Origin of the sequence: Nonomuraea sp. NPDC050790 (genome assembly GCF_044456745.1) — a bacterium.
In the GTDB taxonomy this organism is placed as follows: domain Bacteria; phylum Actinomycetota; class Actinomycetes; order Streptosporangiales; family Streptosporangiaceae; genus Nonomuraea.
Window position 1 is genome coordinate 840,170 of sequence record NZ_JBITGF010000002.1, and the last position, 16,541, is coordinate 856,710.

Below are 16,541 nucleotides of genomic sequence, written 5' to 3' on the forward strand. Positions count from 1 at the left end.
AGGGCGGGCCGGGAGCCCGGGGTTGCCCGACCCGTGCCATCTCTTCGAAGCCCAGGGCGGGCCCAACCCCGGGTGGCGGAAGGCCGCGTTGCCCCGCCTCGCCCGGCTCTGGCAACCCCGGAGTGGGCTGACCCGGGGGTGGAAGCCCGGGTTGCTCCGCCTTCGGACGTGATCGTGCCTCGGCGTCACACGGGCGGTTCCGGCGACCCGGAGGTGGATACGACCCGGGTGGCTTCGCCTCCGGTCGCGGTTGTGGTCAGGATGGGGTTTCTGTGGCGAGGTGGGCAGGGAGCAGGGCGGCGCCGAAGTCGGCGCCTGGGCGGCGGAGCACCGAGTGGGCGTGGTTGGCGCCGTTCTGGGTGTTGTCGTACTCGATGAGCAGGCCCGGCCCCTGGATGCGGTAGTAGTGGCCGAGGCCGCGTTCGGAGGGACCCGCCCACGCGAATGACAGCTTGCCCGGCTCCACCGGCGCGCGCAGTGCCGGGGCCAGGCGGTCGACGTAGACCGAGGTCAGCCGGCCCAGCAGCGCCGCCGCCGAGCCGGTCAGCTCCGCTCCGCGTACGCCGTAGGGCTCCAGGGGGTCGGTGGCGACGGCGGTGCCGGTGAGGATGTCGGGCGGGGCCGTACCGGCGATGACCGCGGCGGTGCGGTGGGCGGCGGGGAGGTCGGCGAGCAGCGCCCGAGCGAGTTCCTCCTCCAGCGGCAGCGGCCGGGTGACCGCGACACCCTCGTAGGTGACCGCGGCCGGGTTGGCGCCCAGGAACAGCGGCGCCACCTCCACCTCCTCCCCGCTGACGGTGGCGGTCACCGACAGGTGGTGGCCCTCGAAGCGCCAGCTCCAGCGATCCGCGCCCGGCGTGCCGAACACCGCCAGGTGGTAGTCGTCGCTGTGCCGCCTGCCCCGGCCATCCTCGCGCAGGTCGAGCACCTCCTCTAGCGCCATCACGGTCACCGCCTGCGCGAACGCGTGCGGCGCCAGTGCGGTGGCCAGCAGGCGGTGGGCGGCGTTGCGCGCGGCCCTGCCGAGGCCGAGCAGCGGGGCGCCCGGCCGCCACGCGGGCACGTACGTCCATTGCCGGCGCAGCGGGTCGGCGAAGTCGTGCGCGGCGAGCGCCCGTCGCTCCTCGTCGAGAGCGTCGAGGAACTCCCCGGCGACCGTCGCCATGGCCTGCGCCGTCATGGTGATTCCCGCCTTCTCTAGGGGTTGTATGTACGAATTATGGTGAATTTCATGGAGCCCGACCCCAGATTCACCCTCGCTAATGAACGTACCTTTCTGACGTGGTTGAGCACCGCATTGGCGTTGAGCGCGGGCGGCGTGGCGATGGCCGCCGTCCCGGAAGACGTGTTCGTCCCCTGGATCCGCACCGCCCTGGCCCTCATGCTCGTCGCCCTCGCCGCGCTCGCCGCCGGCATGGCCTACCCGCGCTGGCGCAACATCCAGCGCGCGCTGCGCGAGCAGTCCCCGCTGCCCCCGCCCGCCCTGGCCGCGGTCTTCGGGTACGGCGTGGCCGCCGTGGCCATCGTCGCCCTGGTGCTCATCATCCTCGCGATCTGACGATGTCGAAGGAGATCTGGGACCCCGGGCTGCAGAGCGAACGTACGCGGCTGGCCTGGGTGCGGACCGCCGTGGCCCTGTCCACCGGCGGCCTCGCGGCGGCCGGGCTCACGCTGCGGGCGGGGCTGCCCCCCGCGGCCGTGGCGGGGTTCGCCCTGGCCTCGCTGAGCGGCGGCGTCCTGCTGGCCAGGACGGGCGTCCGCTTCCGCCGCTACCAGCGCGCCCTGCACGAGGGCGAGCCACTGGACGCCGGACTCGACGCACTGCTCGCCTGGCTCGGCACCCTCTGCGTGGTCGCCGGAGCCATCTTCTTCGTGGCCAACAGAGGCTGAGTGGCCAGCAGAGGCCGAGTGGCCAGTAGAGGCCGAATGGCCGGCGAGGCTGAGGGCGCGTCAGCCCGCCGCGAGCCGAGGTTGAGCGCGCTTCAGCCCGTGGCATGGCCGCGCGTGCGCCAGCCGTCCGGAAACTCCCTGCGCCCCAGATCGTCCAGCAGAGACAGCAGCCGGTACCGCCCAGGCACCGGCGGATCGTCCAGCAGATCCCAGAAGCAGCGGAAATATCCGTCCGCCCGCTCCCGCCCGCGCAGCGGCTCCAGCTCCGCCACCGCCTCGTCCGTCCGCCCGAGGCAGGCCAGCGCCAGCGCCCGCACGTGCCGGTCCTTCTCGCTGCCGGTGTGAGCGGGGTCAGGCTCGGCGGCCAGCGTCAGCAGCCGCTCCGCCCGCTCCGGATCGGACCTGCGCAACATCACCCCCAGCCGCACCGTGTATCCGCGGTAGCCGCCCTTCTCCGCCGCGTGCGCCCGCTCCAGATGGGCACGGGCCGCGTCCGGATCACCGCGCATCAGCTCGACCAGGGCGCAGTCGAGCCGGTCGGCGCCGGCCACGTCCACGTCCACGAGGGTCACCGCCTCGCCCGACATCGCCTGGACTAGCGCCAGCCCCGCCTTCATGCCCGCGTGGCCCGGCGCGGTCCGCAACCCCTGCCGGTAGACCTGCGCCGACTCCTCCAACCGGCACAACGCCGTCAGGTGCCCGCCGAGCAGGTAGGAGGCCCTCGCGTACTCGGGCGAGACCCTGATCGCCTCCCGGTAGGCGCTCTCGGCGCCCGCGTTGTCGCCGAGCGCGAAGCGCGCGTTGCCCAGCTCCACGAACGCCGCGCCGTGCCCGGGATCCAGCCGCACCGCCTCCTCCAGCGACCTGGCCGAGGCGGCCGAGTCGCGCAGGCACGCGTGCAGCACCCCGGCCAGATAGTGCAGCCCGGAGGCGGACGGACGCCGCTCCAGCCGCCGCCGGGTCAGCTCCACCGCCGTGGTCCAGGCGACGACGGCCTCCGCCTGCCGGTCGAGGTCGCGCAGCACGTACCCGAGCCCCTCGTAGGCGTACGGGTTGCCGCCGTCCATCTCGATCGCCATCCGGTACGCCGCCTCCGCCTCCTGCGGCCGGTCGAGGGCGTGCAGCGTGTCGGCCAGTTGCTTGCCGATGAACATCGTGGGCCCGATCTCGATCACCCGCTGGTAGGCGCGGACCGCCGCCTCGTGCTCCTCGAGGTTGGAGTGCAGCGCCCCCAGCCACTCGTACATCGGGCCCGACCCGGGATTGCGCTCCACCTCCGCCTGAAGGATGCGCAGCCCGGCCCGCCACTGCCGCCTGGCCTCCTGCGCGCGGTCGAGCTGCGCGAGCACCGAGCCCAGCCGCCCGTAGGCGCAGAAGTCCTCGGGGTCGAGCTCCACCACCGTCCGGTACGCGGCCTCCGCCTCCTCCAGCCTGCCGAGCGCCAGCAGGGCGTTGCCCAGGTAGGTGTGGGTGTCGGGGCTGTCGGGGCGGACCCGGGTCAGCCGCTCGGCCAGCGCCAGCGCCTGCTCGTGCTCCTCCGCCGCCTCGGCCATCAGGCACGACCAGTCGAGGAAGCTCGGGTCCTCGGGCGCCCGTTCGAGCTGCTCGGCCAGGATGTCCCTGGCCCGCCCCCGGTGTTCCAGCTCCATCGCCCTGGGGCCGGACAGGTGGTAGGAGTTCCAGATGTGCAGCGCCGGCCAGAGACGGTCCTCGTCGCCGTTCCCGGCCGCCTCGAACGCCTCGATGGCCTCCTCGTACCTGCCGTACTGGCGCAGGGCGAGGCCGAGCTGGGTCCAGGCGCCCTCGTCGCCGGGCTTGAGCGCGGCGGCCTCGCGGTAGAAGCCGAGCGCCAGCCCCTGGTAGCCGAGGGCGGTGACGTCGTGGCCGAGGCCCATCGCCAGCGACGCCGGGTCCGCGGCGAGCCTGACGGCGGTGGCGAACGCCTCCTCCGCCCGCGTCTGCTCGCCCAGGGCCAGCGCGGTCAGCCCGAGGTGCCGCCACGCGTCGGCCGCGTCGGGCGCGTACCGGGTGGCGAGCTCGGCCGCGCGCAGCGCGTCGCTGGAGGGCGAACGCCGCAGGTTGGCCGGGTCGACCAGGTCGCGGGCGATCTCCATCGCGGCCTGCGCGACCTGCTCCAGCGCGGCGGGCGACGAACCGGCCAGGCGCGCCGCGGCCCGCTCGGCGAGCCCGATGCGCGCCCGGGTGTCGAGCGACAGCCAGCGGACGTGCCGCAGCCGCAGCAGGTCAAGCAGCCCGGCCCGGAGCTCGCCCTCGACCGGGCTGTAGTCGGAGCGGGCGCTGTCCATCAGCGCGAACGTGCGCTCGAACTGCTTCTGGTAGGGGGTGAAGCCCGGCTTCAGCATGTCCTGCATGGTGTCCAGGTGCTCGCGCTGGTCGGAGGTCAGGACCGGCTCGAAGAAGCGCGCGGTGAGCAGCAGGTCGCCGGCGAAGCCCCGGTCGAGGACGCAGATCGGGAACAGCCTGGCCATCAGCCGCAGGCCGTCCACGTTGTCGGTCCAGAACGCGTGCCACAGCAGCGTCTCGACGTTCTCCCGCCAGGCCCGGTCGTCCAGGCGCTCGGTGCCGTCCAGGCCGTCCTGGCCGGCCAGCCGTTCACGCAGCAGGTCGATGGCGCGGCGGTTGGCCTCCAGCACGGTGTAGCGGTCCTGCGGCCCCAGCAGGAACGAGCGGAACGTGGAGCGGACCGCCTGGTGCAGGCGGCGGGTCCTGGTCAGGATGAAGTCGTGCCTGCGCACCAGCTCGTCCATGATGCGGGCGAAGGCCAGCGGCTCGCCGACGTCCCACAGCGCCGACAGCAGCGAGGCGTCCAGGCGCTCCGAGCGGTGCAGGGCCATGCCGAACAGCAGCATGCGCTCGTGCGGGTCGTGGGTGTGCTTGAGGTAGCGCTCGGCCAGGGTCCTGATGACGAAGGAGACCTCGCCGTCCTCGCCGATCTCGGCCAGCGCGTCCTCCACGTCGCCGGTGCTCTCGATCTCGTGACAGAGCATCGACACCGCCAGCGGGATACCCCTGCTGGCCCGCCAGATCCGCTCCACCGGCAGGTCGACGGCGGCCGCGCCGAGCCTGCGGTGCAGGTACTCGGCGAGCGTCCCCATGTCGAAGACCTCCATGAGGATGCGGCGGAACCGGGTGCCGGGCAGCTCGCGCTGGTAGAGCGACGCCTCGTTGCCCTCGGTCGGGCTCAGCTCCTCCTCCAGCCGCATGGCGATCACCCACACGACACCGGGTCCCGACAGCCGGATCGCCTCGCGCAGCCGCCGGTGGTCGGCGGGGCGCAGCAGTTCCGCTGTGTCCAGGAAGATCGCGATGGGCGAGCCCCTGCGGCCGGTGGTCAGGCTGCGCAGGCCCGCCGCGAACGCGGCCACCACCTGGTCACGCATCCGCGCCACCCTGGCCTGCTCCCTGGCCAGCCGTTCCGCCTTCTGCTGCTTACGGCGGTGCAGCGCGTCCGCGCCGCGGTCGACCATGCGATCCAGCGGGCTGGTCGGCAGCGGCACGCCGAACAGCGCGTCGCCGACCAGTTCGCCGCCGAGCTCCAGCGCGCCCTTCGTCCAGGCCCGCGGGCCCGAGTCGGCCTCGTCCGCCTCCGGCGCGTCCTGGTCGCTCTCGCCGAGCGCGTCCACGGCGGCGACGAAGTCCTCGAACTCCTTGCCCGCCGCGCGCCCCTGCCGCCGCTCGGCCGGCGGGCACAGCTCGAAGGCGATCCGCTCCAGCGTGCTCACCAGGCTGGCCCGCCACAGGCCCGCCGCCTGGTCGAGGTCCTGCACCTGCTCGGCGTCGAGGTCCACCAGCACCCCGCGCAGCCCGGCCGCCGCGGCCATGTCCACGTAGCGGTTGACCAGCGTGCTCTTGCCCATGCCCCCGTGCCCGTGCACGAGGACGGCGAAGCCCTCGTCGGGCCCGTCCCCGGGATCGCGCAACGCGGTCAGCAGCGAGGCGAAGCGCTCCTGCTCTTCCGTCCTGCCTACGAAGATCTGCCGCGCCACTGCCGCTCCAGGTTGGGGGATACCGGGTCCGTGCCGATGTTTCTACCCCGCTTGCGAGCGCGCGCAAGCCGGGCGGACACTCGAAGGGAGGGGGTGACCTCATGGAAGAACAGCGCAGGAGCGTGCCGTTCGAGTGCCGGGGATGCTGGTACGTCTGGGAAGAGGACTACCTCGTGCGATCGGTCGACGACCGCCATGGTAACGAAAGAGAGGTCTGGGTACGGGCCGGCGTGCTCGTCCCGCCGCCGGCCAGTGCCGCGCTCTGCCCGAAGTGCGGCGGGCAGCAGACCACCACGTTCCCCGAGGGCTATCTCGCCCGCCACCCGGAGGCGCGGCTGGCCGGGATGCCGGTGGTCCCGGACGAGACGGTCCTGCTGAGCCCGATCCGGCCACGGCTGCTCTGAACCATGACAGGAGGTGAGCTTTTGCTGGCCTCCGGTGGTGAAACACCCGGCTTGTGCGGGGAGTGAGGGCCGGTGGACACTCGGTGGCGGATACGGCCATGCCGTACCCGCGCTCTGACTTGACCCCGAAGCCCGCCTCACACCCGGGCCCCGCCGCGAAGGGGATTTCCCGGAGGGGCCTCGTGCCCCTCCGGGAAACGGTTCAGCTCAGGCTCTCCAGCCAGGCCCTGTGCAGCCCGGCGAAGCGGCCGGAGGCGGCGATGAGTTCGTCGGGACGGCCGTCCTCGACGATCTCGCCGCGCTCCATCACCAGCACGCGGTCGGCGATCTCCACGGTCGACAGCCGGTGCGCGATGATCAGCGCCGTGCGGTCGGCGAGGATCGTGCGCAGCGCGCGCTGGACCAGCCGCTCGCTCGGCACGTCCAGCGACGAGGTCGCCTCGTCCAGGATGAGCACCGCGGGGTCGGCCAGGAACGCCCGCGCGAACGCGACGAGCTGCCGCTGCCCGGCGGACATGCGCCCGCCGCGCTTGCCCACCTCGGTGTCGTAGCCGTCGGGCAGCGCGCTGACGAACTCGTGCGCCCCGATCGCCTTGGCGGCCTCGCGCACCTCACGGTCGGAGGCGCCCGGCCGGCCGAAGCGGATGTTGTCGGCGACCGTGCCGGAGAACAGGAAGTTCTCCTGGGTCACCATGACCACCGCGCGGCGCAGCGTCGGCTCGTCCAGCGCCGTCAGGTCGACGCCGTCGAGCAGGACGCGGCCCTCGACCGGGTCGTAGAAGCGGGAGATGAGCTTGGCCAGGGTCGTCTTGCCCGCGCCCGTCGCCCCGACCAGCGCCACGCTCTGCCCGGCCGGGATCGTCAGGTCCAGCCTGGGCAGGATCGGCATCTCCTCGGTGTAGGCGAACCGCACGCCCTCGAAGCGCACCTTGCCCCTGGCGCTCTCCAGCGGCGTCGGCCGGCGCGGCTCGGGCACCGCCGGAGGCTCCTCCAGGACTCCGGACAGCTTCTCCAGCGCGGCGCCGGCCGACTGCAGCGTGTTGTAGAACTGGCTGATCTCCTGCATCGGCTCGTAGAACTGGCGCAGGTAGAGCAGGAACGCCGCCAGCACGCCGACCGTGACCTCCTGGTGCAGCGCCAGCCAGCCGCCGTACACCAGGACGCCGGCGACGGTGACGTTGCCGATGAGCTTGATGCCCGGCATGAACACCGCCAGCAGTTGCATGCTGCGCGCGTTGGCGTCGCGGTAGTCGGCGTTGAGCTGCTTGAAGATCTCCTGGTTACGGCTCTCGCGGCGGAAGGCCTGCACCGCGCGGATGCCGGTCATCGACTCGACGAAGTGCACGATGACCAGCGCGACCGTCTCGCGGGTGCGCCGGTAGACGATCGCCGACTGCTTGCGGAACCACCGGGTGAACAGCAGCAGCAGCGGCAGCGGGATCAGCGCCAGCAGGCCGAGGTGCAGGTCCAGGACGATCAGCAGCGCCGCCGTACCGAACATCGTCAGCACGGCGGTGACCAGGCCGTCGAAGCCCGACTGCAGCAGTTCGGCGATCGCCTCGATGTCGGAGGTGAGCCGCGAGATGACCCGGCCGGAGGTGTACTTCTCGTGGAAGGACAGCGACAGGCGCTGGAAGTGGTCGAACACCCGCCTGCGCAGCTCCAGCAGGATGTCCTGGCCGATGCGCCCCGACAGCTTCAGGAACGCCTGCCGGGTGAGCGCCTGCGTGGCCGCCGCGGCCAGGATCACGCCGACGACGGTCAGCAGCGTGCCGGTCCCCGTGCCCTTGAGCATCGGCGGGATGCCCTCGTCGATGCCCACCTTCACCAGGTACGGGATCGCCAGGCCCGCCAGGTTGGAGACGATGATGATCGCGGTCAGCGCCGCGATCTGCTTCTTGTGCGGTTTCAACAGGTCGCCGAGGAGCTTGCGGGAGCGCTCCCGCAGCAACACCGACACCTTGTCGTCGAGCTCGTCCTGCTCCTCGGAGGCCACGCCCCGCCAGGCCTTGGTCGCGCTCGTCATCGCAGCGCTCCTTCCGAGGGGTCGAAGTCGGCGTCCTGGGCCAGCAGCTCCCGGTACTCGGGCACCGCCTCCAGCAGCTCGTGGTGGGTGCCGATGTGGGTGATCGTGCCGCCGCGCAGCAGCGCCACCTTGTCGGCCAGCAGCACCGTCGAGGCGCGGTGCGCCACGACGATGCCGGTCGCGTCGCGCAGCACCCGCCGCAGCGCCTCCTCCACGAGCGCCTCCGTCTCGACGTCGAGCGCGGACAGCGTGTCGTCCAGCACGAGGATCCTCGGCTTGCTCAGTACGGCCCGCGCCAGCGCCAGCCGCTGCCGCTGCCCGCCCGACAGCGACATGCCCTGCTCGCCGATCCGGGTGTCGAGCCCCCAGGGCAGGTCGTAGACGAACTGGGCCTGCGCGGTGCGGATCGCCGCGTCCAGCTCCTCCTCGGAGGAGTCGTGGTGTCCCAGCGTGAGGTTCTCCCTGACGCTCATGGAGAACAGCGTCGGCTCCTCGAACGCCGTCGCCACGATCTGCCGCAGCGAGCCCAGCTCCAGCTCGCGCACGTCGTGGCCGTCGATCGTGACCCTGCCGCGCGTGGGGTCGAGCAGCCGGGGCACCAGCGAGGTCAGCGTCGTCTTGCCCGAGCCGGTCGCGCCGACGACGGCGACGGTCTCGCCGGGCCGTACCTCCAGCCAGAGGTCGTCGAGCACCGGGGCCTCCGCGCCAGGGAAGCGGTACTCCACGCCCTCGAAGCGCAGGTGGCCGCGGGGCTCCCGGGCCGTGTCCGCGCCGTCCTGGATCGACGGGACGGTGTCCATGACCTCCATGACGCGGTCGGCGGCGGTCATGGCCTCCTGGGACATCGCCAGGATGTAGCCGAGGCTGGCGATGGGCCAGACGAGCTGCAGCATCAGCGTGGTGAACGCGACCAGCGTGCCCAGCGACAGCTCGCCGCCGCCCACCGCGAGCGCGCCGAGCAGCAGCACCAGCGCGAGGGTGAAGTTGGGGATGACCTCGAGGAAGGTGAAGAAGCGCGCGGAGTTGCGCACCTTCTCCATGGAGGTCCTGTACACCTTGAGCGCGGAGTCGTCGAAGGAGTCGAAGACGTGGTGCCGGCGCCCGAACGCCTTGATCGTCCTGATGCCGATGGCCGACTCCTCCACGAGCGTGGCGAGATCGCCCTGCTCGTCCTGGACCTGGCGGGAGATGCGGATGTAGCGCTTCTCGAAGCGCAGCGACACCACCACGATCGGCACCGCGGAGCCCGCGACCAGCAGCCCCAGCGGCCAGTACATGTTGAGCAGCACGATGGTGACGACGGTGAGCTGCAGGATGTTCATGACGAGGAAGAGCATCCCGAAACCGAGGAAGCGCCGGATCGCCGACAGGTCCGTCGTGGCACGTGACAGGAGCTGGCCGGACTGCCATTCGTTGTGGAAGGCCATCGGCAGCCGCTGCAGGTGGCGGTAGAGGTCGTCACGGATGCGGGTCTCCAGCCCGAGCACCGGCCCGACCTGGGCCCAGCGGCGCAGGAAGGTGAGGAGCGCTTCGAGGACGCCGACGCCGAGCGCCAGGAGTCCGAGAGGAAGCAGCGCCCCCTGGTCGCCGTGGGCGACCGGCCCGTCGACGACCTCCTTGCCGATGAGGGGGAGCGCGATGCTGGCCCCGATGCCGAGGAGGGCGACCAGCCAGATGAAGACGAGTTTGCCGATGTAAGGGCGGAGGTAGCCCTTCATCCGCCAGAGGGAGTTGGTAGACAGCAGGGGACGGCGGGAGGTTGTGGTATCGGGAGGCACTCAATCAATGCTAACCCGACCGATCAACCCATTTTTGGCTGGGCACGGCCCGCTTCGGGCAGGGAACTTCTGGCACGGAATCGGTCAAGGCGGCGCGTCGCGCCTCAGGCGGGCATGATCGCGCGCGGCACAGTGGGACGCGACCGGCCCACGATCCCGCCGGACCGCCGTAGCCCGTGAGGAGCGCATGGAGCCGCTGCTGATCCTGCATGCCGTGGCGGCGATGTGCGCGCCGGTGCTCGTGCGGGTGATGGGCAGGGGCGCGTTCACGGTGCTGGCGGCGGTCCCGGCGATCTCCCTGGTGCTCGTGACCGGTCCGGTGCCGTACGAGCACGCGCGCGCGTGGGCGCCGCAGCTCGGGCTGGAGCTGGCCTTCCGCGTAGACGCGCTGTCGGCGCTCATGGTGACGCTGGTGACCGGGATCGGCGCGCTGGTCCTGTGGTACTGCTCGCGCTACTTCGCGCCGGACGCCCAGGGCCTCGGCCGGTTCGCCGGCGTGCTGGTGGCGTTCGCCGGGGCCATGCTCGGCCTCGTGATCGCCGACGACCTGCTCCTGCTGTACGTCTTCTGGGAGCTGACCACCGTCTTCTCCTACCTGCTGATCGGCTACGACCCCGAGAGCCGGGCCGGCAGGGTCGCCGCGATGCAGGCGCTCACCGTCACGACCTTCGGCGGGCTGGCGATGCTGGCCGGACTGGTCATGATCGGCCAGGCGGCGGGCACGTACCGCATCTCCCGGATCGTGGCCGACCCGCCCCAGGGCGGGCTGGTGGGCGTGGCGCTGGTCCTGGTGCTGGCGGGCGCGCTGGCCAAGTCGGCGATCTTCCCGTTCAGCCTGTGGCTGCCCGGCGCGATGGCCGCGCCCACGCCCGTCTCCGCCTACCTGCACGCGGCGGCCATGGTCAAGGCGGGCATCTACCTGCTGGCCCGCCTCGGTCCCGCGTTCGGGGACGTTGCCGTGTGGCGGCTGGTCGCGGTGCCGCTGGGCCTGGTGACCATGCTGATGGCCGGGTGGCGGGCGCTGCGCGAGACCGACCTGAAACGCCTGCTCGCCTACGGCACCGTCAGCCAGCTCGGCTTCCTGACCGTGCTGTTCGGCGCGGGCACGGGCGCGGCGGCGCTGGCGGGCGTGGCCATGCTGCTGGCCCACGCCCTGTTCAAGGCGGCGTTGTTCCTGGTCGTCGGCATCGTCGACCACGCCACGGGCACCCGCGACCTGACCGTGCTGAGCGGGCTGCGTGCCTCGATGCCGTGGGTGTGCGCCGCCTCGGTGCTCGCCGCCGCCTCGATGGCCGGGCTGCCGCCGCTGCTGGGCTTCTCCGGCAAGGAGGCCGCCTTCGAGGCCCTGCTGCACGACCCCGTCGTCCTGGCCGGGGTGGTGCTCGGCTCGCTGCTGACCGTCGCCTACACCGCGCGCTTCCTGTGGGGCGCCTTCGCGTCCAAGCCCGGCCTGCCGCCCACGCCGGTGCGTCCGACGGCGGCGCCGATGTCCGTCCCGCCCGCGCTGCTGTCCGTCCTCGGCCTCGCCGCCGCCTTCGCCGCCAGTTGGTACGGCGCCGCCATGGCCCCCTTCACCGCCTCCTACCCCGACCCCGGCCCGGAGGCCCACCTGGCCCTGTGGTCAGGCGCCCTCGTCCCGCTGGCCCTGTCCGCCACCGCCCTGGCCGGCGGCCTCATCCTCTTCCTGGTCAGGGAACCCGTGGCCAGGCTGGGCGCCTCCCTGCACGTGCTCGACGCCGCCCAGCTCTACTGGGCGATCATGCGCGGCGTGGACCGCTACGCCACCATCCTCACCGGCCTGCTCCAGCGGGGCTCCCTGCCCGCCTACCTCACGCTCGTGCTCGCCGTCATGGCCGCCACCGGCTGCTTCTCCTTCCTGTACGGCGGCGCCCCCGTCCTCCACCTGGACTTCACCGGCTGGGCCGGCGCCGAGCAGCCCGTCGTCGGCGCGATCGTGGTGGCCGGAGCCGCCGCCCTGCTGTTCGTGCGCGGCCACATCCTGCTCGCGCTGACCGCGGGCGTCACCGGCTACGGCGCCGCCCTGCTCTTCCTGGCCCACGGCTCACCGGACCTGGCGCTCACCCAGTTCCTGGCCGAGACGCTCAGCCTGGTGATGTTCGCGCTGGTGCTCAGTCGGCTGCCGGTCAGCCCGGAACGCGACTCGGCCCGGGTGCCGTTCTGGCTGCGGCTGGGCCTGGGCGTGGTCACCGGGGTCGTGGCCGCCGGGGCGGGCATGATCGCCCTGCACGAGCGCACCGCCGTACCGGTGGGGACGCAACTGGCGGCGGCGGCTGAGGAGGCCGGGGCGAGCAACCTCGTCAGCGCGCTGCTCGTGGACATGCGGGCCTGGGACACGCTGGGCGAGAGCTCGGTGATCATCGTGCTCACGCTCGGTGTGACGAGCCTGGTCTTCCTGCGCCGCCGTACCTTCAGCCTCGAACGCGAGGACGCGGCGCCGCCCGCGGACGGGCGCACGCACTGGCTGTCGGCGACGCTGCCTGCCGGGCAGCGCTCGGTCATCTTCGAGATCGTGGCCAGGCTGACCTTCCACACGATGCTGCTGCTGTCGGTGTTTTTGCTGTTCACCGGGCACGGACGGGTGGGCGGCGGGTTCGCGGGCGGCATCGTGGCCGGGCTCGCGGTGGCGGTGCGCTACCTGGCGGGCGGGCGCTACGAGTTGGCCAGGGCGCTGCCGGTCAACGCGGGCGTGCTGATCGGGGTGGGGCTGACGCTGTCGCTGTGCTGCGCGCTGATCGGCTGGGGCGTGAGCGGGGACGCGCTGCGGATGCTGGCGGCCGACGTGACGCTCCCGCTGGTCGGAACCCTGCACCTGTCGACGGTGCTGCTGTTCGACTTCGGCATCTACCTGTCCGTGGTCGGCATGGTCGGCGACGTGCTGCGCGCCCTGGGCGCCGAGCTTGACCGGCAGATGGAGAGCTCGTGAGCCTGCCGCTGGTGCCGTTCGCGCTGTCCGCGGTGCTCATCGCCGCGGGCGTCACGCTGCTGCTGGAGCGGAGCCTGGTCAGGATCCTGGTCGGCGTCATCGTGCTGTCCAACGGCGTCAACCTGCTGATCGTCACGGCGGGCGGGCCAGCGGGCCGCCCGCCGTTCCTCGGCACGCCGGGGGCGGCCGACCCGCTGCCGCAGGCGATGGTCCTGACCTCGATCGTGATCACGCTGGGCGTGACCGCGTTCCTGCTGGCCCTGGCGCACCGCTCCTGGCAGCTCACCGGCGACGACGCGGTGCAGGACGACACCGAGGACCGCAGGGTGCGCATCAGGGCCACCGCGGGCGAGCTGAGCCAGGCGCTGCGGGCCAGGGAGAAGTCCTACGAGCGGCTCGTCGCCGACCAGCGCGCCGAGCTGGCCCGCCTGGACGCCGAACGGGTCAAGCGCGAGCGCCGTGCCACCGCCGAGCTGGAGTCGCGGATCCTGGAGATCAACGTCGACCTCGGCCGCTGGATGGAGGCGCACAAGGACGACGGGCTGTCGTCGGAGGAACTGCTGCGCCGCTTCGACGAGGCCAGGCAGCTCGAACAGGCCCAGGCACGCGGCAAGGACGAGCGGGTACGCGAGCTGCGCGACGACTTCGCCCGCAGGCAGCGTGACCAGGACGCCGCCGAGCGGGAGTTGCGGCGCAAGCTCCGTGCCAGGCAGCGCGAGGCGCGCAGGAAGCTGCGGGCGGCGATCCGCGAGGACCTGCGCAGACAGGCCCTCGCGCAGGACCCCGAGCTGGAGGGGGAGGACTGACATGCAGGCGCTGATCCCCGCTCCGGTCCTGCTGCCCCTGCTGGCCGCGGCGCTGAAACTGGCCATCGGCGGACGGCTGCGCCGGCTGCACGCGCTGATCAGCCTGGCGACGCTGGGCGCCATGGTCGTGATCTCGCTGATCCTGCTGGTCGCGGCCGACCGGGGCGGGCCGCTGGTCGCGTGCGTCGGCGGCTGGCCCGCGCCGACCGGCATCTGCCTGGTCGCCGACCGGCTGTCCACGCTCATGCTCGTGGTGTCGTCGGCGGTGACGTTCTGCGTCATGCTGTACTCGCTGGCCAACGCCTACGCCGACCAGGAGCACCTGGCGCCGATGGCGATCTTCCATCCGGCGTACCTGATCATGGTGGCCGGGGTGGCGGACGCGTTCCTGTCGGGTGACCTGTTCAACCTGTTCGTCGCGTTCGAGATGCTGCTGGGCGGCTCGTACGTGCTGCTCACCTTCGGCGGGACCCTGCCGAGGATCCGGGCGGGCGCCACGTACACGGTCATGGGGCTGGCCTCGTCCATGCTCTTCCTGATCGCGCTCGCGATCACCTACGCCGGCACCGGCACACTGTCGATGGCCCAGCTCGCCGAGCGCTTCGCCGGGCTGCCCCAGCACCTCAAGCTCATGGTCGAGCTCACGCTGCTGCTGGTCTTCGCGATCAAGGCGGCGGTCTTCCCGATGTCGGCCTGGCTGCCCGACTCCTACCCCACCGCGCCCGCCCCGGCCACCGCCGTCTTCGCCGGACTGCTCACGAAGGTCGGCATCTACTCGATCATCCGGCTGGAGGCGCTGCTGTTCCCCGGCGGGCCGGTGTCCACGATCCTCATGTGGGCCGCGCTGGCGACCATGCTCGTCGGCATCGCGGGCGCCGTCGCCCAGACCGACATCAAACGGATGCTCTCCTTCACCCTGGTCAGTCACATCGGCTACATGGTGTACGGCGTCGCGCTCTCCTCGGTCGCCGGCATGGCCGGAGCGGTCATGTACGTCGTTCACCACATCACCGTCCAGACCAGCCTCTTCCTGGTGACCGGGCTGATCGAGCGGCGTACCGGGACCACGTCCGTGGACCGGCTCGGCGGCCTGATGAAGCTGGCCCCGCTGATCGCGGTGCTGTTCTTCGTGCCGGCGATGAACCTGTCGGGGATTCCCCCCATGTCCGGATTTTTGGGGAAACTTCTGCTCGTTCAGGCGGGGCTGGCGGACGGCGGGCCGCTGGCGCTCACGCTGGTCGCCGGCAGCCTCGTGACCAGCCTGCTCACCCTGTACGCGGTGGCGAAGACCTGGGGGAAGGCGTTCTGGCGCAGCCCGCCCGCCGCGCAGGAAGCGGAGGAGACCGTGCTGGACAGCGAGGAGTCGTCGGAGGAGGGCGCCATCCGCACCACCACCCTGCTGCCCTGGCCCATGGTGGCGGCCACGGCGGCGCTGGTCGTGCTGGCCCTGTCCTACACGGTTCTGGCCGGGCCGCTGTCCGCGCTGGCCGGACGGGCCGCCGATGAGCTGATGGCGCGGCAGCCGTACCTGGAGGCCGTGTCGGGGAGCGGGCGATGAGGACGCGGTTGTTCGCCCCGCGTGTGTTCGGGCGGCACGTTCCGCTGCCGCTGGTGGCGTGGCTGGCGTTCGTGTGGGTGTTGTTGTGGGGCGACCTCAGCGTCGGCAACGTCCTGGGCGGCCTGGTGGCGGGGGCGGTCATCGTGTGGATGCTGCCGTTGCCGCTGCTCGACCCCGGGATCCGGCTGCGGCCGGTGGCGCTGGCGGCCTTCCTGCCCCGCTACGCCCTCGACATGGTCGTCTCCAGCGTCCGCGTGGCGTGGTGGGCGCTGCGGCCCGGGGCCTGCGCGCCGCCGGTCCACCTGTCCACGGCCACGCTGCGTACCTCGTCGGAACCGATGACCACGCTGATCATCGTGGCCCTGTCGTCGTTGCCCGGCAGCCTCGTCGTCGAGGCGTACACCGGAAGGAAGGAACTGGTCGTGCACGTGCTCGGGGTCACCGACGCCACCTCCGTCCAGGAGGAGGTCACCCGGCTGGAAAGCAGGGTGATCGCCGTCTTCGGCACCAAGGCCGACAGGGAGGAACTCCGATGACCGTCGTCCACGCCCTCGTCGTGATCCTGCTCGGCTGCGCCGCCGCGATGACCATCTACCGGCTGGCCCGCGGACCCTCGATGCTGGACCGGGCGGTCGCCTTCGACGTGCTGACCGCCGTGGCCATGTGCGCCGTCGGCACCGCCGCCGCCGTCTACCGCGACTACACCGCCATGCCCGTCCTGCTCGTTCTGTCGCTGCTGGGCTTCGTCGGGTCGGTCTGCCTGGCCCGGTTCTTCGCCAGGAGCGGCCGATGACCGACATCCTCGCCGGCGCCTGCCTGCTGCTCGGCGCCGCGCTCACCTTCGTGGCGGGGGTCGGCCTGGTCCGCTTCCCGGGTACGCTGGCCCGCATGCACGCGGGCAGCAAGCCCCAGGTGCCCGGCATCCTGCTCATCCTGATGGGCATGTGGCTCCGCGAACCGACGGCCGCCACGGGCGGCCCCCTGCTGATCGTCGGTTGCGCCCAGATCATCACCGTGGCGGTGGCCACCTACGTGGTAGGCCGCGCCGCCTACCTCTCCGACTAACCCACCCAGCCCCCCTCTCGCTCCGGTCTCCATGACCTGCCCCCGCGCCCGGCTCCCCGAAGC

The 16,541-nt window shown here is 72.2% G+C and carries 13 protein-coding genes; 9 read left to right on the forward strand and 4 right to left on the reverse strand.

All coding sequences use genetic code 11. The features are described from left to right. Window positions 1–256: 256 nt before the first annotated feature. Window positions 257–1,180 carry a DUF3500 domain-containing protein gene (locus ACIBEJ_RS12345; protein ID WP_397182735.1) on the reverse strand — a complete coding sequence of 308 codons (924 nt, stop codon included), beginning with the start codon at window positions 1,178–1,180 and terminating at the stop codon, window positions 257–259. 51 nt (window positions 1,181–1,231) lie between these two features. Between ACIBEJ_RS12345 and ACIBEJ_RS12350 the strand changes: the two genes are divergently transcribed. Together ACIBEJ_RS12350 and ACIBEJ_RS12355 are read left to right on the forward strand one after the other, a co-directional pair. Beyond that, window positions 1,232–1,558: a YidH family protein gene (locus tag ACIBEJ_RS12350; RefSeq protein WP_397182736.1), complete on the forward strand. Its 327-nt coding sequence runs from the start codon at window positions 1,232–1,234 to the stop codon at window positions 1,556–1,558. 2 nt (window positions 1,559–1,560) lie between these two features. After that, window positions 1,561–1,890 (forward strand): YidH family protein, encoded by a 330-nt coding sequence (locus ACIBEJ_RS12355; RefSeq protein ID WP_397182737.1) that lies wholly within the window; start codon window positions 1,561–1,563, stop codon window positions 1,888–1,890. Between the two features lie 92 nt (window positions 1,891–1,982). On the opposite strand, the gene ACIBEJ_RS12360 is transcribed toward ACIBEJ_RS12355, so the two are convergent. Continuing rightward, on the reverse strand, window positions 1,983–5,897 hold the full coding sequence (locus ACIBEJ_RS12360) for a tetratricopeptide repeat protein (RefSeq protein WP_397182738.1): 3,915 nt from the start codon (window positions 5,895–5,897) through the stop codon (window positions 1,983–1,985). A 101-nt stretch (window positions 5,898–5,998) separates the two neighbouring features. On the opposite strand from ACIBEJ_RS12360, the gene ACIBEJ_RS12365 reads away from it, so the two are divergent. Next, window positions 5,999–6,301, forward strand: a complete 303-nt coding sequence (locus tag ACIBEJ_RS12365) for a hypothetical protein (RefSeq protein ID WP_397182739.1) — start codon at window positions 5,999–6,001, stop codon at window positions 6,299–6,301. Between the two features lie 202 nt (window positions 6,302–6,503). Here ACIBEJ_RS12365 and ACIBEJ_RS12370 read toward each other — a convergent pair whose 3' ends face one another. Both ACIBEJ_RS12370 and ACIBEJ_RS12375 read right to left on the reverse strand, forming a co-directional pair. Further along, on the reverse strand, window positions 6,504–8,327 hold the full coding sequence (locus ACIBEJ_RS12370) for an ABC transporter ATP-binding protein (RefSeq protein WP_397182741.1): 1,824 nt from the start codon (window positions 8,325–8,327) through the stop codon (window positions 6,504–6,506). After that, window positions 8,324–10,045: an ABC transporter ATP-binding protein gene (locus tag ACIBEJ_RS12375; RefSeq protein WP_397182742.1), complete on the reverse strand. Its 1,722-nt coding sequence runs from the start codon at window positions 10,043–10,045 to the stop codon at window positions 8,324–8,326. Before ACIBEJ_RS12375 ends, ACIBEJ_RS12370 begins: the two co-directional genes overlap by 4 nt. A 247-nt stretch (window positions 10,046–10,292) precedes the next feature. Between ACIBEJ_RS12375 and ACIBEJ_RS12380 the strand changes: the two genes are divergently transcribed. The 6 genes from ACIBEJ_RS12380 to ACIBEJ_RS12405 are packed head-to-tail and all read left to right on the forward strand — an operon-like array spanning window position 10,293 to window position 16,478. Beyond that, a complete protein-coding gene (locus ACIBEJ_RS12380) occupies window positions 10,293–13,049 on the forward strand; it encodes a Na+/H+ antiporter subunit A (RefSeq protein WP_397182743.1) in 2,757 nt (918 codons plus the stop codon). Beyond that, window positions 13,046–13,855 carry a Na(+)/H(+) antiporter subunit C gene (locus ACIBEJ_RS12385; RefSeq protein WP_397182744.1) on the forward strand — a complete coding sequence of 270 codons (810 nt, stop codon included), beginning with the start codon at window positions 13,046–13,048 and terminating at the stop codon, window positions 13,853–13,855. The genes ACIBEJ_RS12380 and ACIBEJ_RS12385 overlap by 4 nt, the downstream gene beginning before the upstream one ends. 1 nt (window position 13,856) lies before the next feature. Then, complete coding sequence (locus tag ACIBEJ_RS12390) at window positions 13,857–15,413, forward strand: Na+/H+ antiporter subunit D (protein WP_397182745.1); 1,557 nt, start codon at window positions 13,857–13,859, stop codon at window positions 15,411–15,413. Next, a complete protein-coding gene (locus ACIBEJ_RS12395; RefSeq protein WP_397182746.1) occupies window positions 15,410–15,949 on the forward strand; it encodes a Na+/H+ antiporter subunit E in 540 nt (179 codons plus the stop codon). Before ACIBEJ_RS12390 ends, ACIBEJ_RS12395 begins: the two co-directional genes overlap by 4 nt. Continuing rightward, window positions 15,946–16,206, forward strand: coding sequence for a monovalent cation/H+ antiporter complex subunit F (locus ACIBEJ_RS12400; RefSeq protein WP_397182747.1), 261 nt, complete (start codon window positions 15,946–15,948; stop codon window positions 16,204–16,206). Before ACIBEJ_RS12395 ends, ACIBEJ_RS12400 begins: the two co-directional genes overlap by 4 nt. Beyond that, window positions 16,203–16,478, forward strand: coding sequence for a cation:proton antiporter (locus tag ACIBEJ_RS12405; protein ID WP_397182748.1), 276 nt, complete (start codon window positions 16,203–16,205; stop codon window positions 16,476–16,478). Before ACIBEJ_RS12400 ends, ACIBEJ_RS12405 begins: the two co-directional genes overlap by 4 nt. Window positions 16,479–16,541: the final 63 nt, after the last annotated feature.